The organism is Mesorhizobium sp. CAU 1741 (assembly GCF_039839275.1).
Classification (GTDB): domain Bacteria; phylum Pseudomonadota; class Alphaproteobacteria; order Rhizobiales; family Rhizobiaceae; genus Aerobium.
This window is the reverse complement of the sequence record NZ_JBDOQP010000002.1, coordinates 320,000-344,808: the sequence shown is the minus strand read 5'-3', so window position 1 is coordinate 344,808 and position 24,809 is coordinate 320,000. Positions and strand designations below refer to the sequence as shown.

Sequence of the window (24,809 nt, the reverse complement as noted above, 5' to 3'; positions counted from 1 at the left end):
CGTCGAAAAGTGCGACTGCGAGGCTATCTGTGAGATCAATCGCTGATTAGCGGTCGCTGCACTTTCAAATCCTGCTGCAACAACCCAGTCGCTCACGCCTGACAACTTTTTGTTGCACACCCGCCTCACGAATGGAAAAACGCTAAGCTTGGAGATTCCTTCCGGTTGGGGGCAACTGACGATGGTCACGTTCGTACAGGCTTACACGTTTGTCGTGGATACGAGGTCTGGTGCTCCGGCAGGTGCAGCCGGTGTTTTCGATTTCAACGGGGATGGGTACGACGACCTGGTCGTCGGCCCGCTCAATTGGCCCCCTACAGAGGAGTTGCTCCCGACGATCGTCGTACGGAACAACGGCAATGGCACGTTCAGCGATGTGACAGACAGCATCGCAGGCGGCATTCCAACGGTTGTACACCCACGAGAGATCATTACGGTTGATTTCAATGGCGATGGCCTTGAAGACGTGTTCATCGCCGATCACGGGTATGATTCCGAGCCGTTTCCGGGAATGCTCAATCGTCTGCTGTTGACCGAAAACGGCGGCCTGAGTTTCTCCGAGGCTCGACTGCCGAACTTTCCCGACTTCACGCACTCGACATCGACCGCGGATGTAGATGGCGATGGCGATCTGGATATCATGGTCGGAAATATGGCCGGAGACGAGGTCTACGGTCCCTATATCCTGGCCAATGATGGTGCCGGAAACTTCTCGATTGCGGCTGGCGCACTTCCCTCATCCGCATACGCCTCGCCAAACGAATTTTACTCTCATCTCGAACTCGGCGATATCAACGGCGATGGCGCGCCGGATCTGTTTCTGGGTTCGGCCTTGGGCTACCACCGCATCCTCTGGAACGATGGGACCGGCAAATTTGCCGATACGGGCACGAGTCTCCCCGCTGCTTTCGGAGGAGACTCCCAGGCCATCGATATCGATTTCTTCGATGTGAACGGAGACGGCCGCACGGATATATTGGTGAACTCCTACCGCTATGATTTCACCGGCGTCGGCACCCAGATGCTTGTCCAGCAGGCCGACGGCTCGTTCATTGATGAGGCGCTTCTCCGCTTCGGCGTCGACAACGAGGAAGCGCCATATTTCCGGCTTTGGAACGAACTTGTCGACTTTGATGGCGACGGCGACCTTGATATCTTTGCCACCTACAACGGTTCCGATGCACCTAGGCCCGAACTCTGGATCAACGATGGTGGCCAGTTTGCGCGTACGAGCCTGGATTTTGCCACGTCCAATCTGGGTTTCGTCGGCGATTTCGATGGCAACGGAACGCCTGACTTCGGCACGATCGAGGGGGGTGGTTTCACGACAATCTTCCTCAACCAAACGCCGCCAGATGCCAGCCAGACAGGGACGGCTGCAAATGACTCCATCAGCGTTCGTACGAGTACGCTGACTGTCGATGGCCTCGGAGGTGTCGATACCGCAACCTTCGACGCTGCACGATCCGCGTTTGCAATCTCCAAGAATGGCAGTGGATCGATCGGTCTGACGGGCGATGCCTACACCGTCACCTTGAGTTCCGTCGAGCGCCTGGGATTCTCCGATGGCACGCTCGCCTTCGATCTCGATGGGATTGCAGGCCAGGCCTATCGCATCTACCAGGCCGCCTTCGATCGGACACCGGACACTGCCGGTCTGAGCTATTGGATCAAGAGCATGGATGCCGGAACAGCCTTGATCGACGTCGCGAGCGGTTTCGTGAGTTCGGCGGAATTCGCCGATGTCTACGGCGCAGACGCCAGCAATGAAACGTTCGTTTCGACGCTGTATGAGAACGTGCTCGGGCGGGACGGCGAGGCTGCGGGCATCGAGTTCTGGGTGGGACAGCTTCAAGGCGGCGTCACGCGCGCACAGGTGCTCGCCGGGTTTTCGGAAAGCCCGGAAAACGTCACCGGTGTCGCGCCAGCGATCGCGGACGGTATCTGGTACGCCTAGCTTCCGTCTTGTGCCGGTTTTCGCCGGTACTCGCACCGATCCGGGTAACCCGACCGCTGAGCGGTACTGGGCGCACCCAGCCTGCTGACGATTTTTCACGCGCGTTGCGACGGAATAGCCGCCGCCGCGCGTTGAACGTTTGGCAAGGCCGCGGCGGTTGTCTCGCCGTCGAGCGACCGGACGAGAAGGCAGGATGTGGAAGAGACGGATGAGCGGCTACTGGCACTGATCGCGCGCAAGGACGCGGCTGCAGCGCGGGCAATGGTCGATCGAAAGCTGCCGCGCCTGCTGTCGCTTGCCGTGCGCATGCTCGGGGATCGGGGTGACGCCGAGGACGTTGCGCAGGAAGCCTTCATCCGCATCTGGCGGATTGCGCCGGAATGGAAAGTCGGCGAGGCTCGTTTCGACACCTGGCTGCATCGCGTCGCCCTCAATCTTTGCCATGACCGCCTCAGGAAGCGACGCGAGGTCGTGGTTGCCGTACCGCCGGATCGGCCAGACGAGCGGCAGGGCGCGGAGGCGGATTTGCTCGCAGCGGAAGAACAGCGCCTCGTCCAGCGCGCGCTCGATACATTGCCGCTTCGCCAGCGGGAGGCGCTCGTGCTGCACTACTACCAGGAATTGTCCAACAAGGACGCCGCCGACGTGATGGAGATTTCCGTCGAGGCGCTGGAAAGTCTTCTCGCGCGCGCCCGCAGGCAGTTGCGCGCAACCCTCATTGACCAAGGAGAGTGACCATGACGCCGCAGAGGTTCGCAGAACTCGTCGCTGCCTATGGCGGCGCGCCAGGCCGATGGCCCCAGGCGGAGCGCGCGGCTGCCCTCGACTTCCTTGAGGCCAATCCCGGGCAAGGTCGGGCGGCCATCGCATCGCAGGACAAGCTTGACGCGATGCTCTCGGCTCACCGTGTGGCATCGCCCAATGCAACGCTGACGAGGCGCATCGCGGCTTCTGCCTTTCCTAGTTCCCGTTCACGGTTCCGGCCGCTTCTGCGCGGCGCTGCTTTCGCAGGCATCGGTGCGGCCGGCGCGCTTGCCGGAGCCCTTGCTGTCGCCGCTCTGCTGCCGTTCGACGCACCCAGCTATGTCGGCGACCCCTATGAACTGACCGTGTTCGGTGACGTTTCGGAGGACCTGCCATGAGCGACCGTGCGCCACGGTTTCTGCTCGCCGCATCTCTGGCGATCAACCTGTTCGTGTTCGGCGCGGTCGTCGGGGCAGGCTTCATGTGGCTGGCGCAGGGGCAGCCGGATGCGCCGGGCGCAGGACAACAGCGCGGCCTGCGCTTTGCCGCAGAAGAACTGTCGCGCGACCAGCGCAGGGCGTTCCGGGGGGCTCTGGCGGACGCGCGCCGGCAATCGGCTTCCGACATCGATGGCGCTCGTGCCGGGCGCGAGGAGGTGGCGCGCCTGTTGGCCACCGAGCCCTTCGATCGTGCTGCGGTGGAAGCGGCGCTCGCGGCGACGCGACAATCCGACATGGCCCTGCGTGCCCGCCTCGAAGAGGCGATTGCCGGGTTTGCAGCCGGCCTCACGCCTGATGAACGCGCGCGTCTCGCCGATGGATTGCGGGCGCGCACGGGAATGCTGCGGGGGACCGACCAACAATAGCGCTCTGCGCGCGACGGATTTTCGGGCGAGCCACGTTAAACCCTTCGAACCATCATCGCGAAGGAGGCCCGATTGGCAGACATGAACGACGCCGCGATCGCACTCAACCGCTTCGGCCTCGGCGCGCGGCACGACGAGGCGGTGCCGGCTGATCCACGCGCCTGGCTTCGCGATCAGCTCGACGCGTATGAGCCGGCGCCAGCGGCCTTTGAAGGCGCACGGAATGCCGCCGCACTGGGCGGTGAATATGCCGAAGCGATGGCGCGTGTGCGCGACATCGAGGCCGCTGAACGCATGGCCGCGCGAAAGAAGATGCGGCGCGAAGCACAAGCGGTCTATCGCGCCGAAATAGCAATGCGGGTGCGCGCAGCGCTCGAAGCGCCGGCGCCGTTCGTCGAAAGGCTGGTGCATTTCTGGTCGAACCACTTCACGATATCGGCGCAGAAGCCGCAAGTGACATTGATGGCCGGGGCGTTCGAACGTGAGGCGATCCGCCCGAATGTGTTGGGCCGCTTCGAGGACATGCTCGTTGCAGCCGTGCGGCATCCCGCCATGCTGCATTATCTCGACCAGGTGCGTTCGATCGGCCCCAACTCCAGGATTGCGGGCCGCGCCGCGGGGCGGGGACGCCAGCGCGGCATCAACGAGAACCTTGCGCGCGAAATCATGGAGTTGCACACGCTCGGTGTACGCTCGGGCTATGGCCAGGCAGACGTCGCGGAATTCGCGCTGGCGCTGACCGGCGCCAGCGTTGGTGGTGGGGCACGCGGCGGCGCGGCCGGGGGTTATGTGTTTCGGCCGGGGATGCATGAGCCCGGCACGCGCTCGATCCTTGGCAGGGTTTACGATCAGCGCGGCCAGCGGCAGGCGCGTACGGTGTTGGCGGATCTTGCGGTCGCGGACGCCACTGCGATGCATGTCGCCACCAAGCTCGCCCGCCATTTCATTGCCGACGATCCACCGCCCGCCGTGGTCACGCGGCTGGCTGAGGCGTTTCGGCGGTCGCGGGCGATCTGACGATCGTCTACCGGGCACTGATCGACAGCGCGGAAGCCTGGGAACCGGCACCGGCGAAATTCAAGACGCCATGGGAATGGACCATCTCGGCATTGCGCGCCGTTGGCGCGGACGCGGAGGAAAGGCCGCGCCCGGTGCAACTGCTGAACCAGCTCAGGCAGCCGGTCTGGCGACCGGGCTCCCCGGCCGGGTACGACGACACGGCCGGCGGGTGGAGGGCGCCCGATGCGTTGGTGCGTCGCGTCGAGGCAGCGCGACTGATCGCGGCGCGCCATGGCGATCTCGACGCACGCACGCTCGGCGACCAGATATTCGCCGGCTCGCTCAGTGCGATGACCGCAGCCGAGATCGAACGCGCGGAAAGCCCGCGTACCGCTCTCGCCCTGCTGCTTGTTTCTCCAGATTTCCAGAGGAGGTGAGCCATGAAACGCCGCCAGTTCCTGACCTTCGCCAGTGCCGGATTGGGCTCCATGCTGATCGCTCCGCGCATCGTCTTTGCCAATGTCGAAAGCGACCGGCGCTTCGTTTTCATCATCCAGCGCGGCGCCGCGGACGGGCTCAACACGATCGTGCCCTATGCCGATCCGGCGTACGGCAAACTGCGCGGCGGCCTCGCCATTGAGGATTCGATCAGGCTCGACGGTATGTTTGGCCTGCATCCGTCGCTGGCCGGCCTCGGCAAGCTCTATCAGGAGCAGCAGGCCCTGTTCGTTCATGGCGTCGCGTCGCCCTATCGCGAGCGATCGCATTTCGACGGGCAGAACGTGCTCGAAAGCGGCGGCACCTCGCCGTACCAGCGCAAGGACGGCTGGCTCAACCGGCTGGTCGGCATGTTGCCCCAGTCCCAGTCCGAGGCAATCGCCTTTGCGCCCACCATTCCACTGGCCCTGCGAGGTGATAGGACGGTCGCCTCATTTGCTCCATCCGCACTGCCGGAGGCGCCGGACGACCTGATCCTGCGGGTCGGCAAGCTCTATGAGGCCGACGAGCAGCTCCATTCGCTGTGGAACACGGCGATGGAGGCCCGCGCACTCGGCGCTCCGGAGGAAAAGAGGCGGGATGCCGCGAGCGTCGGCAAGACTGCAGCGAGCTTCCTAGCCCGGCCGGATGGGCCGCGTGTCGCCATGATCGAGACGAGCGGCTGGGACACCCATAGCGGGCAGGCGGGCCGGCTGGCAAACCAGCTCCGGGCGCTGGATGCCCTCATCGACGCGCTGCGTACCGGACTGGGCGACGCCTGGGCGCAGACGACCGTGCTTGTTGCGACGGAATTCGGGCGTACCGCTGCCGCCAATGGTACCGGTGGCACGGACCACGGGACGGCGTCGGCCGCGTTGCTTGCCGGCGGCGCGGTCAATGGCGGCCGGGTGATGGCCGATTGGCCGGGCCTGGCGACGAGCGCGTTATATGAGGGGCGCGACCTTGCGCCGACACTTGATCTCGACGCCTTGATCGCCGTTACGACTGCCGAGACATTCGGCCTCGACCCGCAACGGACGATGCGCACCCTGTTTCCGGACGGGCGCCATAGTGCAGCACTTTCGGGCATCGTCAGGAACTGACGGCCCTACGCGTCCGGCTCGGCACGCTCCACCGCCTTGCGCACCTGCGGCCGGCCGAGCGCGCCGTTGGTGAGCTGGTGAAGATCCTGTTCGCGGAAACCCGCGCAGATGTTCAGCAGTTCCGCGTCGACCGCGCTCAGCGAGATGTAGGCATGGCCCATGCGACCGTCGAAGTAGACGCTGTCGCCAGCCTCGAGCCGGATCGGAGCGTAGAACTCCAGATGCAACTCCACGCTGCCTGACAGGATGTAGACGCATTCTTCGCCCGGATGGCGCACCAGATCCGGGAACTCGTCGATCGAGCGCGCCGTCACCCGCACGAAGGTCGGATCCATGAGCCGATTGGTGAGCCGCATCGCGAACGGTTCGTAGACGTATGTACCGGTAGGATAGGCACGCCTCTCGGAAGCGCGCGTCACGTCCATTCTGCCGGCAGGGCCTTCCGACGCCGCACGCGCCGGTCCTGCCATCAGCGTGACGAGATCGACCTCGAGCCCGCGCGCCAGCTTCAACAGCACGTCGTAGGTCGGCGACATCCGGTCGTTCTCGATCTTCGAGATGGTCGATACGGCCAGCCCGGCCCGGTCGGCCACCTGCTTCAACGTCATGCTGGCAGCCTGACGCAGCGTGCGCAGATGCGGCCCGAAAACGACCCCTTCTTCCACCGGATGATCCTTCAATGACGCGCGGGTCGGGAGCCCAAGATTCAACAAATCAGTTTTAACATCAGAAAATCTGTTTGACAAAATTTTCTAATAGGAAAATCCTTAGCCGAGCTGAGGGGAGCTGAATGGCCTGGATCGCGATCATTGTCTTCGTAGCCTTGTCGCTGGGCGGCGGCGCCGCGATCGCCTACGTGACGGGGGCGGCGGCGGTGCTGAGCTTTCTTGCTGCCGACCAGGCGCGCCACCTCGCGATCCTGCCGCAACGTGTCCTCAGCCAGCTCGACGTGTTTACCTTTCTCGCGATGCCGCTGTTCATCCTCGCCGGCGAACTGATGAGCCGAGGCGGCATCACGCGTGCGCTGATCGATCTGGCGATGCTGGTGGTCGGACGCTTCCGCGGCGGCCTCGGCCACGTCAACGTGGCGACCAGTGTCTTCATGTCGTCAATGTCGGGTTCGGCGGTCGCCGATGCCGCCGCGACCACGAGTGCTCTTGTGCCGGAAATGACAAAGCGCGGCTACCCGAGGGAATATGCCACCGCCCTGACGGCCGCATCCTCCGTACTTGGCCCGCTGATCCCGCCAAGCGTGGTGATGATCTTCTACGGCGCGCTGATGAACGTGTCTGTCGCTGCGCTTTTCGCAGGGGGCATCCTGCCTGGCCTTTTCATTGCGGCGGGACTCTTCGCCTACAACGCCTATGCTGCCGTTCGCTATGACCTTCCAGGCGGCCGCGATGTCGAGATGCCTCCGGTCGTGGAAACCTTGCTCAGGGCATTGCCTGCGTTGATGGTTCCAGCCGTCATGCTCGGCGGCATCGTTTTCGGCATCGTCACGCCTACGGAGGCGGCCGCACTTGCCGTCGTCATCGCCACGGCGACCGGCGCCGCCTACGCCTACCTGCAACCCGGCGTCAGCTCACGCCAGGCGTTGCGCGACTTCGCCGGCCATGTCGGCGCAGCGCTCGAGCGTGCCGCCATCCTCACCGGTGCGATCTTCGTCATCCTGTTTGCCGCCGCCATTTTCGGCTATCTGGTCGCGATCCAGAACCTGCCGCAGCAGATAGCGGCGATCATCGACGCCGCCGGCATCAGCGGGGTCGGCTACCTGCTGATGATCACGGTGCTGTTCCTCATCATCGGCGCGTTCATGGACAACATGATGGCGATGGTGCTGCTGGTGCCATTGCTCATCCCGACGGCTATAGCCGGCGGCGCAGATCCGGTGCATGTCGGCGTCGTCGTCTGTCTCAATCTCACGATCGGCCTCGTTTCGCCTCCGGTGGGTGGCGTGCTGATGGTCGTCTCCACGATGAGCGGCGTCAGCTACCTGAGGCTGGCGCGTGCGATCCTGCCGCTTTTCATCCTGCTTGTCGCAATGCTGCTGGTGCTCGTGCTGGTGCCCGAAATCACCCTCTACATCCCAAGACAGGCGGGCTTCGTCCAATGATAGATCGACCAGAAAAAGGGGAATGCAAATGAACATCTCATCACGATTCTTGCTCGGTGCCGCGTTCCTGGCATCGTCGGCGGCCTGGGGCGCGTCGGCGCAGGCCGAGGAAATCCGCATCGCCGTCGGTTGCCCGGCGGTGCCCGCATGCGGCGACTGGGTCTGGGCGGAGGACCTTGCTGCCAAGCTCAAGGAACAGGGGCTCGAGGCAGGCGTCTATACCGGCGGCTCGCTCGGCAAGGACCCGGAACTCGTCGACCAGATGGCGCAGGGCCTGCTGCAGTTCGGCGTCACAAACTTCGTCATGATCAACGAGATTGACCCGCGCGTGCAGGGCTTCATCGCGCCCTACATGTTCGACGACATGCCGCACATGTTCCGTGCGCTGGACGAGACCGACATTCTCGACTCCATCGATGCCAACATGCAGGCGCAGGGTATTCGCATTGCAGGCCTGACCGGCCTCGGCGGCACGGTCGGCGTCTTCAACTCCAAGAAGCCCATCACGTCGCTGGCCGACATGGAAGGCATGCGTATCCGCGCCATCGACGCGACGCAGACCAAGCTCATCGAGGAATGGGGCGCATCGGCGGTCGTCATCGACATGCCGGAATTCATGACCGGCCTCCAGCAGGGCATGGTCGATGGCTACGTCAATCCTCCGGTGGTCGCGCTGATCTTCCAGCACACCGACTTTCTGAAGTTCTACACCGACTCAGGCTCGGGCACGCCATTCCGTTCCGCGTTGATGTCGAACGACTGGTATGAGGGCCTTTCAGACGAAGACCGCACCAAGGTAGATGCCGCCGTGGCCGATGCCAACGCCAAGAACCGCGAATGGACGATGAAGGCGGCTGCGATGGAGATCGAGCAGCTCCGCGAAAAGGGCGTCGAAGTGACCAGCCTGTCGCCTGAAGCCCGCGCCGAATTCGTCGAGCGTTCCAAGGCGGCATGGCCGAGCCTGATGCCCGAGGACGCCATCGCTGACTTCACGGCCGCCGCCGAGCAGACCCGTCAATGAAAAAGGCCGGCGCCGCCATCGTCGCGCTCAGCGCGTCAGTCGACCGTGTCTGCCTTGCGCTGGCAAAGGCGGCGCTGATCGGCATGGTCGGCGTCATCATGGTGCAGGTCGTATCCCGATACGGCCTGCGCCAGCCTCCGGTGTGGACCGAGGAACTCGCACGATATCTTATGGTCTGGGGCGGACTTCTTGGCGCGACGGCGGCGTTCAGGCGCGCCGCCGATCCCGCGGTGGTTCGCGTGGATGAAACGGCGCGCGACCGGCGGGCGATGGTCGCCAAGCTGGCGATCGGCCTGACCGCCGCGATCTTCATCGTGCCGATCCTCTATTATTCGCTGTTCGGCGCGGGTTTCGATCCGGCGCGCAGCTTCATGGTGCGCATGTCGGCGCGCACGTCGCCGGGGCTGGGAATCAATCTCGTCTTCATCGCAGCCGCCATCCCCACCGTCTGCGCCATTCTCCTCCTGCACCTTGCCGCCCGCCTCATTGGCGGGGCGGCCCCGGGGCCCGCAACCGAGCTCACCTAGATGACCGATACGAACCATCAGGCCGACGTGCTGGTGATCGGTGCGGGTATCGCCGGCGCCTCGCTCGCCGCCGAACTGGCGGGCAACGCCCGGGTGATCGTGCTGGAGCGTGAGGCGCAGCCCGGCTACCACACCACCGGGCGCTCGGCTGCGATCTATTCTCAGGTCTACGGGCCTCCGCAGATCCGCGCTTTGTCGCGCGCGTCCGCGGGCTTTTTCGATGCACCGCCGGCAGGGTTTTCCACACATCCGCTGCTGCGCAAGCGGGTCGTCGCCCTTGTCGGAAGACAAGACCAGGCGCACACCGTCGCCGCAACGTTCGAGGAAGTCCGCGATCGTGGCGATGTCGGCCTGATCGAGGGTGACGCCGTCCAAGATCGCATCCCGCTTCTCCGCCATGGCTACGCGGCAGCAGCACTGCTGGAGAATTCCGCCGCCGACATCGACGTCCATGCGTTGCACCACGGCTATCTCCGCCGGCTCAAGGAAGCGGGCGGCACGCTGGTGACGAACGCCGAGGTCAGGGCGCTTGGCCGCGTGGGCGGCGACTGGCAGGTGGAAACCGGCAGCGGCACCTACCGGGCACCGATCATCGTCAATGCGGCGGGCGCATGGGCCGACGACATCGCCAGGCAGTCGGGTATCGCGCCGGTGGGCCTCGTTCCGAAACGCCGCACGGCGTTGATTGTCGACGGGCCTGAGCGCGGCGTGGACGACGCATGGCCGATGGTGGTCGATATCGACGAAGAGTTCTACCTCAAGCCGGATGCCGGCAGGCTGCTGATATCGCCGGCCGACGAGACGCCGAGTCCGCCTTGCGACGCACAGCCGGAAGAACTCGACATCGCGATCTGCATCGACCGCATCGAGCGCGCTTTCGATCTCCAGGTTCGTCATGTCGCCAATCGCTGGGCAGGATTGCGCAGTTTCGTCGCCGACAAGGTGCCCGTCGTCGGCTTTGCGGCGGACGCGCCGGGCTTCTTCTGGCTGGCGGGGCAGGGCGGCTACGGCATCCAGTCAGCCCCGGCGATGGCGAGGCTGGCGGCCGCTCTCATTGCGGCGCGTGGCGTGCCTGACGATTTGGCCGCGCAAGGTGTCGACGCTGAATCGCTGTCGCCGCAACGTCCAGCCATTCAAGACAAGGTGGTGAAATGAAACTGTTCATGGCCGGTCTGGTAACCGAAACCAACTCGTTTTCGCCGCTTCCGACCGGAACACTGAGCTTTGAGGAAGGCGGCGTGACGCGCGGCAACGCAACCACGCAGCCGGTCCAGTATTGGACCGCACCGTTGCATGTCTGGAAGCAGGCGGGGGAAGAGCGCGGTTGGCAGGTGGAGGAAGGCCTGATGGCGATCGCCCAGCCGGCCGGCCCGACGGTGCGCTCGACCTACGAAACGTTTCGCGACGAAATCCTCGACGGCCTGCGCGCCGCCATGCCGGTCGACATCGTGCTGCTGTCGCTGCATGGCGCCATGATCGCCGATGGCTTTGACGATTGCGAAGGCGACCTCATCGCGCGCTGCCGGGAGATCGTCGGCGAGGACGTCGTCATTGGCGGCCTGCTCGATCCGCACTCGCACCTGACGGAATTGATGCTGAAAACGACGACGTTGCTGGTGCCCTACAAGGAATATCCGCATGTCGACGTCGCCGACCGGGCGCGCGATCTTTTCCGGCTGGCCGTCGATGCAGCCGAAGGGCGCACGCGACCGGTGATGCGCGACCACGACTGCCGCATCATTTGCGCCATGCATACGCCCTACGAGCCGATGCGCGGCTTCGTCGACGCCATGAGCGCTCGCGAGGGCAAGGACGGCGTGCTGGCGGCGTCGCTGATCCACGGCTTTCCCTGGGGCGATCATCCGCGCGCCGGCGCACGCAGCCTCGTGATCTGCGACGGTGATGCCGACAAGGCCGAGGCACTGGCGGCGGAACTTGCGCAGGAATTGCTATCGATTCGCTCCGGGCTGAACAGGCCGCATCCGGATATCGAGACGGCGCTCGACATGGCGCTCTCCAATCCCGCAGGCCCGGTCGTCCTTGCCGATGTCGCCGACAATGCCGGCGGAGGCGCGCCGGGCGACGCCACTTTCCTGCTCGAAGCGATCATCCGGCGCGGCATCGACAACGCGGTCATCGGCATCTTCTGGGATACGGGCGCCATGCGCATTTGCCGCGAGGCCGGCGAAGGCGCGGAGCTCGACCTCAGACTTGGCGGCAAGCACGGCCCGATGTCGGGCCAGCCGCTCGACCTCAAGGTGACGGTCAAGCGCCTCTCCTCCGACCTTACGCAGCGCTTCGGCGACCTGCCGTTGCCGCTGGGCAATGTCGCATGGCTGCAGTGCGGTGGCATCGATATCGTCGTCAACGACCTGCGCACGCAGACTTTCCATCCGGAGGCCTATACCGGCCTCGGCATCGATCTGGCGTCGAAGAAGCTCGTCTGCGTGAAGTCCTCGCAGCATTTCCATGCCGGCTTTGCGCCGATCGCCGCCGAAGTCATTCACGTGGCGACGCCCGGTTCGATCACGCCGGATTATGCCAACATCCCCTACCGCAACCGCGCGCCGAACTACTGGCCGAGAATGGAAGACCCTTTCGCATGACCAATCCGCTAATCCAATCGAGAGATGATTTCGCCCGCCGGCATACCGAGGAACGTGTGGTGCTGAACGGCCGCGAATGGGGCGTGGTCGACACTGGCGGCGAGGGTCCGGCTCTGCTTTTGATCCCCGGCACGCTGGGGCGCGGCGACATCTTCTGGCAACAGATCGAGGCGCTCGAGGGGCGGGCGCGCATTCTGTCGGTGACATATCCCGCCAGCGGTGGCGTGGCGGAGTGGTCGGGAGACCTCGCGGCGCTCCTCGACGACCGACGCATCGGCAAGGCGGTGGTGCTCGGGTCGTCTCTCGGTGGCTATCTCGCACAGTACATCGCCGCAGCCCATCCGGCGCGCGTCGAACGCCTGATCGCGGCAAACACACTTTATGACACCGCCCCTGCCAAGCAGAACCCACCCTACGTTTCCGATCTCGACGCCGCACCGATCGAGGAACTGCGCGCCGGCTTTGGGCGAGGCCTCAATGCATGGGCCGACAGCCATCCCGACCAGAAGCACATGGTGGACCTGCTTCTGGCGGAAGTCGGCGGACGCATTCCGGAGGCCGAGCTTCGCAACCGCCTCAAGGGCATCAAGAACGCGCCAGCACTTCCGCCTGTGGGGCTGCCGTCCGAGCGCATAATCACGATCGAGGGCGCCGACGATCCACTGATCCCGCTGTTCATGCGCGACGAGGTCCGCACCCAGTTGCAGCCGGCGGTCGCCTATCGTTTCGAGAGCGGCGGACATTTTCCCTATACCGTTCGTCCCGATCTCTACACTGCGATCCTCGAAGAGCAGCTTGGTCTGGTTCCAGCCAGCTCGACGCCCTGGGGTACCGGCAAGGTTCGCGCGCTATGATGGTACTTTCGCACCAGGACGTCGAGGCGCTGCTGCCGCCGAAGACAGCGATCGACGTTGTCGCGGATGCCATGGCGGCCGTGTCGCGCGGGGATGCGGAACTGCCGCTGCGCTCGATCATGGATGCCGGCGGCCCCAACAAGATGGGCATCATGCCGGGCATGATGCGAAACCTCGCCTGCCATGGCATCAAGCTCGTCAGCCTGTATCCCGGCAATGTCGCCGATGGATACTCGTCGCACCAGGGCGCCATGGTGCTGTTCGAGGCTGAGCACGGCACGGCCGTGGCGATCATGGATGGCGGGCCACTGACGGCGATCCGCACCGCTGCGGCGAGCGCCGTTGCGACGCGTGCCCTGTCGCGCGAGAACTCGCGGATATTCGCGACTGTCGGAGCCGGCGAACAGGCGCGCCATCATCTCGACGCGACCATGACCGTTCGCCCGATCGAGGAACTACGGATCGCGAGCCGGACGCAACAATCGGCAAGTGCCTTCGCTGACCACGCGAAACGCAAATATCCCCACCTCGCGGTGAGCTTCGGCACCGATGTCGAGAGCATCGTTCGCGGCGCCGATATCGTGTGTACGGTGACGACGTCGCCGACGCCGGTGCTTCGGGGTGAATGGATTTCGCCCGGCACGCATCTGAACGTCGTCGGCGCATCGATCCCGTCGAAACGCGAGATCGACGACGAGATGGTCCTGCGTTCGCTGGTTTTCGTCGACTTCCGTCCCTCGACCTTCGCGCAAGCCGGCGAGATCGTTGACATGATCGCCGCCGGCAGGATCGGCAAGGACCATGTCAGGGCCGAAATCGGGGAGGTCATCGAAGGCAGGGCACCCGGACGCCCGGACGACAGCGCGATCACGCTCTACCGGTCTCTCGGCGTGGCGGCGCAGGACATCGCCTGTGCGCACCATTGCTGGCAGCAGGCGAAAGCGACCGGCAAGGGCGTGTCGGCACCCTTCTGATCGACAAGGCACCCAACGCAAAACCCGCCATCGCAGAGCGATGACGGGTTGTCGTGGGGATGCTTGGTTGGATCAGTACCAGCGGCGCGAGGGCTGCTCGTTGGCGCTCAGAGCATGGCCGACTGCCAGGCCGATGAGGAAGCCGAGGATGCCTGCCGATGAAAGCACCGTAGCGGCGGTGCCGGGGTTTTCGCGCGCTGCCTCCGATACCAGGTATGCCTGGTTGCGCACCTGCTTTGCCGCTCCGCGTGCCTGGCGCGAGGCCTCCGTGTACATGCCCTCTGCACCGGCGCTGAGATCATCGTAGACGGCCCCGCCTCGCTCGGAGACCGTTTTGGTGAGCGCCGCCATATCGGCGCGAAGATCGGCGATCTGCTTCTCAAGATCCCTGCGGTTCTGGTCTGTATTGGGTGTGTCTGCCATTTTGATGATCCTTCTTCAAATGCCGGGTCTGTGGGACGCCATCGGATGACGATCAGTTCTGTTCGACTGAAACGCCCGACTCGTCGATGCGCAGTTCCACGCCGGAAGGCTCCGATTCTTCCTGCAGGACATAGGCACCGAGCGCGATGACGGCGACGACCAGCGCGCCGATGATGAGATAGAGATAGTTCTGCTTCACGTTTGCCCCCTCGGCACGATGCGATATCGCCACAGGAACGTGTCGACATCGAAAGGGTTCCGGCGGCACGACGCCTTGAAGCGGCCACCGAACGCACGTATCTGGGCACTCAGTTGTCCGGCAGGAGAAGACCGCATGTCGTCCATAACGCGTTTCCTTGGCGACTCGCCGCTGCGCGTCGCGATCAAGCTGATCGTGGTGTCGTTCCTCGTCGGCATCGTCATGGCGACGTTCGGCTGGTCTCCCTGGGATGTTTTCTACCGGATAGAGGACTTCTTCGTCGGCCTGTGGAACATGGGCTTCGACGCCATCTACAGGTTCTGGACCTATTTCCTGCTCGGTGCCGCGGTCGTCATTCCGATCTTCATCATCCTGCGCGTCCTCAGCTATCGCCGCTGACAAGGGCTGGACGAAGGGTTTCGGGCCACTGGTCGTGGCCGCCGGACTCCAACTGGGCCACATCTGGAACGAGCCCGTTCGAACAGTTGAGGTTCTGGTTCCGGATGACCGCAGATCACAGCAGGATCGCGCCACGCGCCTTCGAAGTCGACAACAGGCTCGTCCTGTCGATCGCGGTTCCGATGATGCTCGCCTATCTGACGACGCCGCTCATCGGCATCACCGATACGGTGGTGATCGGCCGGCTCGGGGACGCGGCATTGCTGGGTGGGCTCGCGGCCGGCGCCATCGTCTTCGACCTCGTATTCGCGACGTTCAATTTCCTGCGCACGGGCACGACGGGTCTCGTCGCCCAGGCCTTCGGCAGAGGCGACGCGCCTGAGGAACAGGCCGTCTTCTGGCGCGCACTGATGACCGCTGTCACCCTCGGGATCGTGTTGGCGATCGCGGCGCCACTGATCGTGCTGGCCGGCGCGCGCTTTATCGCGGCTGAACCCTCGGTGACCCAGGCGATGGCGACATATGTCTCCGTCAGGCTGCTTTCGTCTCCCTTCGCGCTCGCGAACTACGCCGTCCTCGGCTATGTGCTGGGGCGCGGCGAGGCAAGGCTCGGTCTGGGCCTGCAACTGCTTCTCAACCTGGTGAATATCGGGCTGTCGGTCTGGCTTGGCCTGTGGATGGGCTGGGGCATCGCCGGGGTCGCCTGGGCGACCGTCGGGGCGGAAGCGATGGCCGCCACGATCGGTGTGAGTGTTCTCGTCTTGCGGTTTCGGCGCCTCCCGCCGCTGCCCGAAGGCGCGCTGCGCAACATCGAGGCACTGAAGACCATGTTCGCGCTCAACCGCGACATCATGATCCGGTCGTTCGTGCTTCTCGGTGCGTTTGCGCTGTTTGCGCGGCAGGGCGCGCAACTGGGGACGCTGACCCTCGCCGCCAATGCGGTGCTGATGAATTTCTTCCTGCTCTCCGGCTACTTCCTCGACGGTTTCGCCGCTGCCGCCGAACAGCTCGCGGGCCGCTCGGTGGGCGCACGATACCGGCCGGCGTTCGCGAAGGCACTGCGGCTGACCGCGATCTGGGGCTTCGCGGTGTCGGGGGCAGTGTCGCTGATATTCCTGCTTTTCGGCGACGCGTTCATTGCCTTCATGACCACCGCCGAAGAGGTTCGTGCCGCTGCCGGCAGGTTCCTGCCCTGGGCCGCTTTGACGGCAGTGAGCGGGGTTCTGGCGTTCCAGATGGACGGCATCTTCATGGGCGCGACATGGTCGCGCGACCTGCGCAACATGATGCTGGTGTCGTTCGCTGCCTATGTCGCGGCCTTGCTGCTGCTTGGTCCCGTCTTCGGCAATTCCGGTCTGTGGGCCGCGCTGCACATCTTCCTGATCATCCGCGGCGTCAGCCTGCTCGCCATGGTGCCGGCGCGAACCCGCGCAACGTTCGGCACCGTCTAGAGCGGCGTCGCTTCCCATCGCGCAAGCGTGGTGTCGCGCAATTCCGCGATCGAGGCGACGCCTTCCCGCTGCGCGATGCGCGACAACCCCGTGACGATGTCGCCGGGCATCGTCGGCCCGGCATAGATCATGGCCGTGTAAAGCTGGACGAGGTCGGCGCCCGCCCTGATCTTCTCGGCCGCCGTCTCGGCCGAGTCGACGCCACCGACACCGATGATGGCCACGTCGGCGCCCAGCCTGCGCCGCATGCGCGCAAGCACTGCGGTCGAGCGCATGAACAGCGGCCGCCCCGACATGCCGCCCGTCTGCGACGCCTCGCGGCTGGTGAGACTGTCTCGCGACAACGTGGTGTTGGAGACGATCACGCCGTCGATGCCCTTCTCCAGCACCTCGGCAGCGATGTCGTCGAGTTCCTCATCGTCGAGGTCAGGCGCGATCTTGAGGAAGATCGGCGGATTGGCATTGGCCTCGTCACGCGCCGTCTTCACGGCCGAAAGCAGTTCGGCCAGGCTTTCGCGTGCCTGCAGGTTGCGCAGGCCCGGCGTGTTCGGCGACGAGATGTTGACCGTCAGGTAGCTCGCAGCGTCCGCGAAACGCGCGACGCCAAGCCGATAGTCGGCGACGCGATCACTGCTGTCCTTGTTGGCGCCAATGTTGACGCCGACGATTCCCTGCCGGCTCTTTCTCGCATGCATGCGCTTGAGACAGGCTGCATGGCCGTCATTGTTGAAGCCGAGCCGGTTGACCACGGCGAGATCATCTTGGAGGCGAAAGATCCGCGGTTTCGGATTGCCCCGCTGCGGCAGTGGCGTGACGGTGCCCACCTCCGCGAAACCGAAGCCGAGATCGAGCAGCGCGTCAGGCACTTCGCCATTCTTGTCGTAACCTGCGGCCATGCCCAACGGGTTGGGAAAGCGCAGGCCCGCTACCTCCACCGAAAGACGCGGATCGGCAGCCGGCGCTCGGCAGAGCGGAATGCCGGTCTTCAGCGCCGCGATCGAGAGCCCGTGCGCCATTTCCGGGTCGAAGGCGAACAGCAGCCTCTGGCCGAGCCGGTCGAGCAGGGGGATCATGCGTCCAACTCCGGAAACTGGTGGGCGCCGTCCGGCCCAAGCGGCAGCGGCCGCACCCATGCGACGGCCGCGAGGTCGAGGTCACCGTAAAGGTGCGGGAACAGGGCGCCACCACGCGACACTTCGTATTTCAACGCCGGACCAAGCCTATCTTCGTCGACCGCGACGAGCAGTAGGTCGTGCTGGTCGGCGAAGTGTTTCGACGCGGTCTCCCGTGCCTGCGCAGCGGTGGAAAAATGGATGAAGCCGTCAGTGAGATCGATGGCGGCTCCAGCGAAAACGCCGTGGTTTACGGCATCGCGCCACAGGGGTTCGGGAACGATCTTGTAGATGAGCTTGGACATGCAGCCGCTATAGGCGCATCGCCCCGCGAAGAAAAGCGCGGGCACGACGCAATTCCGGCATAAAAATGCGCTCTGATCCGGTCGATCGTCAATGGAGGGTGAAATGACTCGTTTCCAAATCCTGGCCCCCGTTATCGTGCTTGCGATCGGCGCCATGCCGGCGTCGGCGCAGGAGGTGGAGCGCTACCGTCTGGAGCGAACCGACGAAGGCTATGTCCGGATCGACACGACCACAGGTCGCACCAGCCTGTGCAGGGAGCGCGGCGGACAACTCGTCTGCCGCCTCGCCGTCGAGGAACGCGAGGCCTATGACGACGGCATCGCGGCCCTGCAGAAGCGCGTCGAAGCGTTGGAGGAGAGGATCACCGCTCTTGAAGGTGAGAGTGCGGCGACCGAACTGCCCGACGATCAGGAGTTCGAGCAGACGCTGAGTTACATGGAGCGCTTCTTTCGGCGCTTCATGGGCATTGTCAAAGACCTGGAACAGGACTTTGATTCCGATCAGCCACCTCAGGCCGACAGGACCTGAGGCCTGGCGTTCAGGGTAGTCGTGGGCCGGGCGCTGGCGCGGTGGTGGAAGGTCTGCATCTCCATCACGGGCGCCGACAAATCACTGTGTACGGAACGCGCCCATATCGCCCGGGTTGCGTGACGAACTTTCTCGCTTATCGCGCGCGACGCTTTTGCTATGGTTCGGATTGCCGAGCATTGTGTGAGGCACGATTCGTCCAAGGTTCCATTCTCCAGGAGGGAAGGATGCTCAAGGAATTTCAGGAATTCATTGCCAAGGGCAATGTCATGGATCTCGCCGTCGGCGTGATCATCGGCGGTGCTTTCGGCCTCATCGTCTCCTCGCTGGTCGACGACATCATCATGCCGATCGTTGGAGCAATATTCGGCGGTTTCGACTTTTCGAATTACTTCCTGCCGTTGTCATCCGGCGTAACAGCGGACACTCTGGCTGCGGCGCGTGAGCAGGGCGCGGTCTTCGCCTACGGCAATTTCATCACCGTCCTCATCAACTTCCTGATCCTTGCCTGGATCATCTTTTTGATGGTGCGGGGAGTGAATGCGATGCGCCGGCGTCTCGAACGGGAAAAGGAAGCGGCTCCGGCCGCGCCGCCGCCAGCAGACGTCAAGCTGTTGACCGAAATTCGCGATCTCCTTGCGAACAGGTAGGCGCTGAGATAGGCGTCTTGGACCCCGGTCGCATGCGGCCGGGGTCTTCCTTTTTTGCGAGACGAAGCCATGACCCAGCTTGACCACCTTCGCCCTGAAGCCCGCAACGCGCCGGAAAGCGGCATCGTCGCGGTGATGAGCCATGGCCGCAACAAGGAGGGGATGATCCCGCTGTGGGCGGGCGAGGGCGACCTGCCGACCCCCACCTTTATCTCGGATGCCGCGTCCAGGGCACTGGCTGCGGGCGAGACCTTTTACACGTGGCAGCGTGGCATACCGGAACTGCGTGAGGCGCTTGCCCGCTACTATACGCGCCATTTCGGCAAGGCATTCGCCGCCGAGGAGTTCATCGTGGCGACGTCGGGGATGCACGCCATCCAGCTCGCGCTCGATGCCGTGGCCGGCCATGGCGACGAGGTCGTATACCTGTCTCCGGCATGGCCGAACTTTGCTGCCGCCGCAGGCATCGCCGGCGCAAAGCCGGTAGCCGTCACGCTCGACCGTTCAGGCAATGGCTGGACCTGCGATGTCGAGAAGGTGGCCGCCGCCATCACGCCGGCAACGCGGGCGATCTTCATCAACACACCCTCCAATCCGACCGGCTGGACTGCCGACAGCGAGACGCTGGCGGCCATACTCGCCCTGGCCCGCGAGCGCGGCCTGTGGGTGATTGCCGACGAGATCTACTCGCTGTTCTACTATGGCGGGCGCCGCGCGCCGTCGTTTCTGGACGTCATGCTACCCGACGACAGGATCATGTTCGTCAACAGCTTCTCCAAGAACTGGGCGATGACCGGCTGGCGGGTCGGCTGGCTCAAGGTGCATCCGGAACTGCAGCAGGTCTTCGAAAACCTGATGCAGTATTCGATCTCGGGCGTGCCTGCATTCCTGCAGCGCGGCGCGGTTGCCGCGCTTGATGAAGGCGACGCGTTTATCGCGCAGCAGGTGGAACGTGCGCATGCGGCGCGCGATATCGTCTGCGAGCGGCTGTTGGCGACCGGCCGGGTCGACCTGTCGCCGCCGGCGGGTGCGTTCTACGCATTCTTCCGCATCGACGGCATCACCGACACCACCAGCGCGGCTTTCGACATCATCGACAATGCGAATGTCGGTCTTGCGCCCGGAACGGCCTTTGGCGCCGGCGGCGACGACTATTTCCGGCTGTGCTTCCATCGCCGGCTCGACCAGATCGAGGAAGCGGCGGACAGGCTGGCGAGATGGATAAGCCGGCGCTGACCTGACTACTGAATTGCGACAGGTCCGCCTTGTGTCAGGCATTTGAATGTCATATCGTCAGGACATTATAATGTTTCTGGCGGGATGCGCTGCAAGTGCGCCGGCCCCTGTGCCGGCTGGCAACACCGGGCTGCCCGTCGTCGATCAAGAAGGCATAGGACTGCGATGGACAAGGGCTACAGCATTCCCTACGGCGCGCCGATCTACGGTAAGCCGCCCTATTACATGACCGATGCGCGCATGGTGCGCGTCAGCTATGAGATCGACCCCGCCGCCGCACAGGCGGCGCTGCCGCCCGAGCTCGAACTCGTCGGGAACACGGCGATGGCCTTTGTCGGCGAGATGACGCAGCTCCCCTATATCGGCAAGTTCCATGAAGGCGGCATCACGCTTCGTGTCCGCCACGGCGAGACGGAGGGGCTGATCGCGGTCAGCCTGTTCACGTCCACCGACGCGTCGCTGCTCGTGGGCCGGGAGGTCTACGGCATGACCAAGCTGCTGTGCGACGACACCCCCTTGTACTGGGCGGGCAACGAGATTTGCGGCAATCTCCAGCGGATGGGCGAACAGCTCTTCTCGATCAAGCTCAACGTCGAGAGCGTCACGCCGCCGGCGGAGCTCGTCGGATCTCCCACGGTGAAATTCATGTCCACGCCGCGTCTGGGCGTGCGGATTCTGCCAGACCCGTCGCTGGAGACGACGGCCGTGCATGAGGTGGTTCGGGCGGAACTCTACGATACGGTTCTGTCGGAGATGTATGAAGGCACGGCGTCGATCCGCTTTGGCGCGCCGGCGTTCTCGAATATCGCGAGCCTGGCACCGATCAACGACAAGCCGCTTCGCGGCGCCTATGTGCGTGGCACCTGGGCGCTTGGCAAGGGAGAAATCCTCGGACGCTTCGTGCATCCGTAAGGCAGTCGGGCGTCATCAGCCGCCGGACTTCGCCACCACCAGCGGCACCACGCGATCGGACCTGACCGGGGTCTGGGGTCGGCTCTGGTCCTTGAAGGGAATCCCCAGCGCATTCCACGTCTCCACCAACGCGTCCTTGAGCGTGTCGATCAAGGCGTCGTCGTGGAATGGCGTGGGCGTGATGCGCAGCCGCTCCGTGCCGCGCGGCACGGTCGGATAATTGATCGGCTGGATGTAGACGCCATGCTTGGCCAGCAGCCTGTCGCTGGCCATCTTGCAGAGTTCCGGATCGCCGACCAGCAGCGGCACGATGTGGGTTTCCGACGCCATTACCGGCAGGTCGGCGCCCGATAGCACATCCTTGGCGCGTTGCGCCTGGCGCTGATGCGCATCGCGCTCGACTTGCGACGTCTTCAGGTGGCGGATGGATGCCGTCGCGGCGGCAGCGATGGAGGGCGGCAGGGCCGTCGTGAAGATGAAGCCGGGGGCATAGGAGCGAACCGCGTCGATCACCGAGCGCGTGCCGGTGATGTAGCCACCGAGGGTGCCGTACGCCTTGGCTAGGGTTCCCTCGATCACGTCGATGCGCGCGGCGAGGCCTTCACGTTCCGTGATGCCACCGCCGCGTTCGCCATACATGCCGACGGCGTGAACCTCGTCGATGTAGGTCATCGCGTTATACTTGTCGGCGAGGTCCGCGATCGCCGCGATCGGTGCGATGTCGCCGTCCATCGAATAGACGCTTTCGAACACGATGACCTTTGCACGCTCGCGGCCAGCATGCTGCAGCAGGCTTTCAAGATGCACGAGGTCGTTGTGGCGGAAAACCTTCTTTTCGGCGCCAGATCTGCGCACGCCCTCGATCATCGAGGCGTGGTTCAGTTCGTCGGAAAGGATGAGGCAGTTCGGCAGCAGCTTGCCGATGGTCGAGATGGCGGCCTCGTTGGAAACGAAACCCGAGGTGAAGACTAGCGCGGCCTCCTTGGCGTGCAGGTCGGCAAGTTCGAGCTCCAGCTCGACCAGCGGATGGTTGGTGCCCGAAATATTGCGCGTGCCACCGGCGCCGGAACCCATGGCACCCGCCGCCTGCTGCGATGCCGCGATGACCTGGGGATGCTGTCCCATGCCGAGATAGTCGTTCGAGCACCACACGGTGATTTCGCGCGCATCGCCGTTGTTGCGCCAGATCGCGCGCGGAAACGACCCGACGATCCGCTCCAGATCGGCAAAGATCCGGTAGCGCCGCTCGGCATGGAGCTGATCGATCGCCTCTTCGAAAAACCGCTGGTAGTTCATGGCACCTTCCTGAATTTGCGCGGCAAAATAGTCTCGGTGGCCCTGCGCGTCCATTGGGCGAAGGTCGGTCAAATTGCCACGCCGATCCCGTTGCTGGATGACGGTGGGATTCACGAACACGGTCCCTGATTTCGCGCAATGAACAGATTTCAGGGAACCTCGATTGCCAGGGAGCGTTCCAAAAACGGCAGGTTTTCCACCGGCCAGGTTTCGCTTGCCCGGCATAATCCCTATGCTGGAGCGATATTTTTGAACGACAACGGAGGTCTTGACCCAAACGTGTGTGGAATTTGCGGAGAAGTACGCTTCGACGGCGCGCAGCCCTCGGCTCTCGCCCAGACCAGAATGATGGACGCGCTCGCGCCGCGTGGACCCGACGGCTCCGGCTTGGTGATCCACAACAACGCGGCGCTTGCCCACCGGCGGCTCAAGATCATCGATCTGACCGAAAAGGCGCGGCAGCCCATGGTCGACGGCGAGTTGGGGCTTTCCATCGCGTTCAATGGCTGCATCTACAACTATCCTGAGCTGCGCCGCGAACTCGAAGCCAAGGGCTATAATTTCTTCTCGCATGGCGACACGGAGGTCATCCTCAAGGCGTGGCACGCCTGGGGCAAGGAATGCGTCAACCGCTTCCACGGCATGTTCGCCTTCGTCATCCACGAGCGCGATACCGGGCGCGTGGTCATGGCCCGCGATCGATTCGGCATCAAGCCGCTCTACCTTGCGGAAACGCCACATGCGATCCGCTTCGCGTCGTCGCTGCCGGCTCTGGTCAAGAGCGGCGACATCGACACGTCGATCGACCGCCATGCGCTGCATCATTACCTGTCGTTCCATGCCGTCGTGCCGCCGCCACGCACCATCATCAATGGCGTGCGCAAGCTGCCGCCGGCGACGATACGCGTGATCGAGCCGGACGGCCGCAAGTCCGACACCGTCTACTGGTCGCCGCCCCACGAGCGGGACTCCTCGCTGTCCGGCCTGTCGTCGCAGGACTGGCGCGACATGGTGCTCGACGCGCTGCGGACCGCGGTTCGCCGCCGCATGGTCGCCGACGTTCCTGTCGGCGTGCTTCTGTCCGGCGGTGTCGATTCCAGCATGATCGTCGGTCTCCTTGCCGAGGAAGGCCAGAAAGGCCTGATGACGTTCTCGGTCGGCTTCGAGGAAGCCAATGGCGAGAAGGGCGACGAGTTCGTCTATTCGGATCTTATTGCCGAGCACTTCGATACCGACCACCACAAGATCTTCGTTCCTTCGGACCGGCTGATGGGTGCGCTGCCGAGCGTCTTCGCCGCCATGTCGGAACCGATGGTGTCCTACGACAATGTCGGCTTCTATCTGCTGGCCGAGGAGGTCTCGAAGCACATCAAGGTTGTGCAGTCGGGGCAGGGCGCCGACGAGGTTTTCGGCGGCTACCACTGGTACCCTCCGCTGGCTTCCTCGAACGACGTCGTCGGCGACTACGCCCGCGTCTTCTTCGACCGCTCGCATGAGAAGATGAAGGCCCATGTGAACCCGGATTGGCTGCCCGACGAGGATGCAAGTCTCGCGCTGGTCGCCGAGCATCTGCGCCGCCCCGGCGCCGACACGCCGGTCGATGCTGCTCTGCGCCTGGACAGCCAGGTGATGCTGGTCGATGACCCGGTCAAGCGCGTCGACAACATGACGATGGCCTGGGGCCTGGAGGCGCGCGTGCCCTTCCTCGACCATGAACTGGTCGAGCTGGCCGCGAAGATTCCGCCGGAAGAGAAGCTTCGTGAAAACGGCAAGGGTGTGCTGAAGGACGCGGCGCGGCTTGTCGTTCCCCACCAGGTGATCGACCGCAAGAAGGGTTACTTCCCGGTTCCGCAGCTCAAATATGTCGACGGTCCGTATCTCGATATGGTCCGGGATGCGCTGACCTCCCGCGTCGCGAAAGAACGCGGCATCTTCCGGGAAGACTATCTGCAGCAGCTCTTCACCAACCCCACGGAGCACATCACGCCGCTGCAGGGTTCGGAGCTGTGGCAGGCCGGTCTTCTTGAGATGTGGATGCAGACGCATGGGATATGACG

At 64.1% G+C, this 24,809-nt stretch carries 24 protein-coding genes and 2 pseudogenes; 20 read left to right on the top strand and 6 right to left on the bottom strand.

The genetic code is table 11. From position 1 onward, the window contains the following. Window positions 1–148: 148 nt before the first annotated feature. The 6 genes and pseudogenes from AAFN84_RS08610 (at window position 149) to AAFN84_RS08585 (ending at window position 6,145) form a co-directional block, all read left to right on the top strand. The gene (locus tag AAFN84_RS08610; protein ID WP_347514150.1) at window positions 149–1,957 is read left to right on the top strand and encodes an FG-GAP-like repeat-containing protein; all 1,809 of its coding nucleotides are present in this window, start codon (window positions 149–151) and stop codon (window positions 1,955–1,957) included. A 186-nt stretch (window positions 1,958–2,143) separates the two neighbouring features. Next, a pseudogene (locus AAFN84_RS08605) lies at window positions 2,144–2,692 on the top strand (RNA polymerase sigma factor); the annotation flags it as partial. Between the two features lie 2 nt (window positions 2,693–2,694). Beyond that, complete coding sequence (locus AAFN84_RS08600; RefSeq protein WP_347514149.1) at window positions 2,695–3,099, top strand: hypothetical protein; 405 nt, start codon at window positions 2,695–2,697, stop codon at window positions 3,097–3,099. Then, the gene (locus tag AAFN84_RS08595) at window positions 3,096–3,566 is read left to right on the top strand and encodes a periplasmic heavy metal sensor (protein WP_347514148.1); all 471 of its coding nucleotides are present in this window, start codon (window positions 3,096–3,098) and stop codon (window positions 3,564–3,566) included. Before AAFN84_RS08600 ends, AAFN84_RS08595 begins: the two co-directional genes overlap by 4 nt. Window positions 3,567–3,647: 81 nt before the next feature. Further along, a pseudogene (locus AAFN84_RS08590) lies at window positions 3,648–5,002 on the top strand (DUF1800 domain-containing protein). A gap of 3 nt (window positions 5,003–5,005) precedes the next feature. Then, window positions 5,006–6,145 (top strand): DUF1501 domain-containing protein, encoded by a 1,140-nt coding sequence (locus AAFN84_RS08585; RefSeq protein WP_347514147.1) that lies wholly within the window; start codon window positions 5,006–5,008, stop codon window positions 6,143–6,145. Between the two features lie 5 nt (window positions 6,146–6,150). Here the strand turns inward: AAFN84_RS08585 and AAFN84_RS08580 are convergent, their stop codons facing one another. Further along, entirely contained in the window at window positions 6,151–6,810 is a 660-nt protein-coding gene (locus AAFN84_RS08580) for an XRE family transcriptional regulator (protein ID WP_347514146.1), read from the bottom strand. A gap of 125 nt (window positions 6,811–6,935) precedes the next feature. Between AAFN84_RS08580 and AAFN84_RS08575 the strand changes: the two genes are divergently transcribed. The 7 genes from AAFN84_RS08575 to AAFN84_RS08545 are packed head-to-tail and all read left to right on the top strand — an operon-like array spanning window position 6,936 to window position 14,240. Beyond that, the gene (locus tag AAFN84_RS08575) at window positions 6,936–8,258 is read left to right on the top strand and encodes a TRAP transporter large permease (RefSeq protein WP_347514145.1); all 1,323 of its coding nucleotides are present in this window, start codon (window positions 6,936–6,938) and stop codon (window positions 8,256–8,258) included. A gap of 28 nt (window positions 8,259–8,286) precedes the next feature. Then, window positions 8,287–9,279, top strand: coding sequence for a TRAP transporter substrate-binding protein (locus AAFN84_RS08570; RefSeq protein WP_347514144.1), 993 nt, complete (start codon window positions 8,287–8,289; stop codon window positions 9,277–9,279). Further along, the gene (locus tag AAFN84_RS08565) at window positions 9,276–9,806 is read left to right on the top strand and encodes a TRAP transporter small permease subunit (protein WP_347514143.1); all 531 of its coding nucleotides are present in this window, start codon (window positions 9,276–9,278) and stop codon (window positions 9,804–9,806) included. The genes AAFN84_RS08570 and AAFN84_RS08565 overlap by 4 nt, the downstream gene beginning before the upstream one ends. Further along, window positions 9,807–10,961, top strand: coding sequence for an FAD-dependent oxidoreductase (locus AAFN84_RS08560; RefSeq protein ID WP_347514142.1), 1,155 nt, complete (start codon window positions 9,807–9,809; stop codon window positions 10,959–10,961). Further along, window positions 10,958–12,412 (top strand): M81 family metallopeptidase, encoded by a 1,455-nt coding sequence (locus AAFN84_RS08555; RefSeq protein ID WP_347514141.1) that lies wholly within the window; start codon window positions 10,958–10,960, stop codon window positions 12,410–12,412. The genes AAFN84_RS08560 and AAFN84_RS08555 overlap by 4 nt, the downstream gene beginning before the upstream one ends. Next, on the top strand, window positions 12,409–13,266 hold the full coding sequence (locus AAFN84_RS08550; protein WP_347514140.1) for an alpha/beta hydrolase: 858 nt from the start codon (window positions 12,409–12,411) through the stop codon (window positions 13,264–13,266). Before AAFN84_RS08555 ends, AAFN84_RS08550 begins: the two co-directional genes overlap by 4 nt. Further along, the gene (locus AAFN84_RS08545; protein ID WP_347514139.1) at window positions 13,263–14,240 is read left to right on the top strand and encodes an ornithine cyclodeaminase family protein; all 978 of its coding nucleotides are present in this window, start codon (window positions 13,263–13,265) and stop codon (window positions 14,238–14,240) included. Before AAFN84_RS08550 ends, AAFN84_RS08545 begins: the two co-directional genes overlap by 4 nt. Before the next feature lie 72 nt (window positions 14,241–14,312). Here AAFN84_RS08545 and AAFN84_RS08540 read toward each other — a convergent pair whose 3' ends face one another. Then, window positions 14,313–14,663, bottom strand: coding sequence for a hypothetical protein (locus AAFN84_RS08540; RefSeq protein ID WP_347514138.1), 351 nt, complete (start codon window positions 14,661–14,663; stop codon window positions 14,313–14,315). Between the two features lie 52 nt (window positions 14,664–14,715). Further along, complete coding sequence (locus tag AAFN84_RS08535; RefSeq protein WP_347514137.1) at window positions 14,716–14,862, bottom strand: hypothetical protein; 147 nt, start codon at window positions 14,860–14,862, stop codon at window positions 14,716–14,718. 135 nt (window positions 14,863–14,997) lie between these two features. On the opposite strand from AAFN84_RS08535, the gene AAFN84_RS08530 reads away from it, so the two are divergent. Continuing rightward, a complete protein-coding gene (locus AAFN84_RS08530; RefSeq protein WP_347514136.1) occupies window positions 14,998–15,261 on the top strand; it encodes a DUF6460 domain-containing protein in 264 nt (87 codons plus the stop codon). 104 nt (window positions 15,262–15,365) lie between these two features. After that, a complete protein-coding gene (locus tag AAFN84_RS08525; protein ID WP_347514135.1) occupies window positions 15,366–16,712 on the top strand; it encodes an MATE family efflux transporter in 1,347 nt (448 codons plus the stop codon). On the opposite strand, the gene AAFN84_RS08520 is transcribed toward AAFN84_RS08525, so the two are convergent. Further along, window positions 16,709–17,785 (bottom strand): quinone-dependent dihydroorotate dehydrogenase, encoded by a 1,077-nt coding sequence (locus AAFN84_RS08520; RefSeq protein ID WP_347514134.1) that lies wholly within the window; start codon window positions 17,783–17,785, stop codon window positions 16,709–16,711. The genes AAFN84_RS08525 and AAFN84_RS08520 overlap by 4 nt on opposite strands. Then, complete coding sequence (locus tag AAFN84_RS08515; RefSeq protein WP_347515081.1) at window positions 17,782–18,129, bottom strand: DUF952 domain-containing protein; 348 nt, start codon at window positions 18,127–18,129, stop codon at window positions 17,782–17,784. The genes AAFN84_RS08520 and AAFN84_RS08515 overlap by 4 nt, the downstream gene beginning before the upstream one ends. Window positions 18,130–18,220: 91 nt before the next feature. On the opposite strand from AAFN84_RS08515, the gene AAFN84_RS08510 reads away from it, so the two are divergent. The 4 genes from AAFN84_RS08510 (at window position 18,221) to AAFN84_RS08495 (ending at window position 21,456) form a co-directional block, all read left to right on the top strand. Continuing rightward, on the top strand, window positions 18,221–18,658 hold the full coding sequence (locus tag AAFN84_RS08510; protein ID WP_347514133.1) for a hypothetical protein: 438 nt from the start codon (window positions 18,221–18,223) through the stop codon (window positions 18,656–18,658). A 227-nt stretch (window positions 18,659–18,885) separates the two neighbouring features. Continuing rightward, window positions 18,886–19,308: a large conductance mechanosensitive channel protein MscL gene (mscL, locus tag AAFN84_RS08505; RefSeq protein WP_347514132.1), complete on the top strand. Its 423-nt coding sequence runs from the start codon at window positions 18,886–18,888 to the stop codon at window positions 19,306–19,308. A gap of 69 nt (window positions 19,309–19,377) precedes the next feature. After that, window positions 19,378–20,544, top strand: a complete 1,167-nt coding sequence (locus tag AAFN84_RS08500) for a pyridoxal phosphate-dependent aminotransferase (RefSeq protein WP_347514131.1) — start codon at window positions 19,378–19,380, stop codon at window positions 20,542–20,544. Window positions 20,545–20,709: 165 nt separating this feature from the next. After that, window positions 20,710–21,456 (top strand): acetoacetate decarboxylase family protein, encoded by a 747-nt coding sequence (locus AAFN84_RS08495; RefSeq protein ID WP_347514130.1) that lies wholly within the window; start codon window positions 20,710–20,712, stop codon window positions 21,454–21,456. 15 nt (window positions 21,457–21,471) lie between these two features. Here AAFN84_RS08495 and hemA read toward each other — a convergent pair whose 3' ends face one another. Further along, complete coding sequence (gene hemA / locus AAFN84_RS08490; RefSeq protein ID WP_347514129.1) at window positions 21,472–22,752, bottom strand: 5-aminolevulinate synthase; 1,281 nt, start codon at window positions 22,750–22,752, stop codon at window positions 21,472–21,474. A gap of 279 nt (window positions 22,753–23,031) precedes the next feature. Here hemA and AAFN84_RS08485 point away from each other — a divergent pair, with 279 nt between their 5' ends. Then, window positions 23,032–24,807: an N-acetylglutaminylglutamine amidotransferase gene (locus tag AAFN84_RS08485; RefSeq protein WP_347515080.1), complete on the top strand. Its 1,776-nt coding sequence runs from the start codon at window positions 23,032–23,034 to the stop codon at window positions 24,805–24,807. Window positions 24,808–24,809 lie beyond the last annotated feature (2 nt).

Excerpts from the sequence above, each read along its gene's own strand:
- AAFN84_RS08560 (WP_347514142.1), top strand. The coding sequence starts at position 9,807 with ATGACCGATACGAACCATCAGGCCGACGTGCTGGTGATCGGTGCGGGT.
- AAFN84_RS08555 (WP_347514141.1), top strand. The coding sequence starts at position 10,958 with ATGAAACTGTTCATGGCCGGTCTGGTAACCGAAACCAACTCGTTTTCG.
- AAFN84_RS08510 (WP_347514133.1), top strand. The coding sequence starts at position 18,221 with ATGGAGGGTGAAATGACTCGTTTCCAAATCCTGGCCCCCGTTATCGTG.
- AAFN84_RS08565 (WP_347514143.1), top strand. The coding sequence starts at position 9,276 with ATGAAAAAGGCCGGCGCCGCCATCGTCGCGCTCAGCGCGTCAGTCGAC.
- AAFN84_RS08570 (WP_347514144.1), top strand. The coding sequence starts at position 8,287 with ATGAACATCTCATCACGATTCTTGCTCGGTGCCGCGTTCCTGGCATCG.
- hemA (WP_347514129.1), bottom strand. The coding sequence starts at position 22,752 with ATGAACTACCAGCGGTTTTTCGAAGAGGCGATCGATCAGCTCCATGCC.
- AAFN84_RS08545 (WP_347514139.1), top strand. The coding sequence starts at position 13,263 with ATGATGGTACTTTCGCACCAGGACGTCGAGGCGCTGCTGCCGCCGAAG.
- AAFN84_RS08520 (WP_347514134.1), bottom strand. The coding sequence starts at position 17,785 with ATGATCCCCCTGCTCGACCGGCTCGGCCAGAGGCTGCTGTTCGCCTTC.
- AAFN84_RS08550 (WP_347514140.1), top strand. The coding sequence starts at position 12,409 with ATGACCAATCCGCTAATCCAATCGAGAGATGATTTCGCCCGCCGGCAT.
- AAFN84_RS08585 (WP_347514147.1), top strand. The coding sequence starts at position 5,006 with ATGAAACGCCGCCAGTTCCTGACCTTCGCCAGTGCCGGATTGGGCTCC.
- AAFN84_RS08530 (WP_347514136.1), top strand. The coding sequence starts at position 14,998 with ATGTCGTCCATAACGCGTTTCCTTGGCGACTCGCCGCTGCGCGTCGCG.
- AAFN84_RS08495 (WP_347514130.1), top strand. The coding sequence starts at position 20,710 with ATGGACAAGGGCTACAGCATTCCCTACGGCGCGCCGATCTACGGTAAG.
- AAFN84_RS08540 (WP_347514138.1), bottom strand. The coding sequence starts at position 14,663 with ATGGCAGACACACCCAATACAGACCAGAACCGCAGGGATCTTGAGAAG.
- AAFN84_RS08500 (WP_347514131.1), top strand. The coding sequence starts at position 19,378 with ATGACCCAGCTTGACCACCTTCGCCCTGAAGCCCGCAACGCGCCGGAA.
- AAFN84_RS08600 (WP_347514149.1), top strand. The coding sequence starts at position 2,695 with ATGACGCCGCAGAGGTTCGCAGAACTCGTCGCTGCCTATGGCGGCGCG.
- AAFN84_RS08515 (WP_347515081.1), bottom strand. The coding sequence starts at position 18,129 with ATGTCCAAGCTCATCTACAAGATCGTTCCCGAACCCCTGTGGCGCGAT.
- mscL (WP_347514132.1), top strand. The coding sequence starts at position 18,886 with ATGCTCAAGGAATTTCAGGAATTCATTGCCAAGGGCAATGTCATGGAT.
- AAFN84_RS08575 (WP_347514145.1), top strand. The coding sequence starts at position 6,936 with ATGGCCTGGATCGCGATCATTGTCTTCGTAGCCTTGTCGCTGGGCGGC.
- AAFN84_RS08595 (WP_347514148.1), top strand. The coding sequence starts at position 3,096 with ATGAGCGACCGTGCGCCACGGTTTCTGCTCGCCGCATCTCTGGCGATC.
- AAFN84_RS08525 (WP_347514135.1), top strand. The coding sequence starts at position 15,366 with ATGACCGCAGATCACAGCAGGATCGCGCCACGCGCCTTCGAAGTCGAC.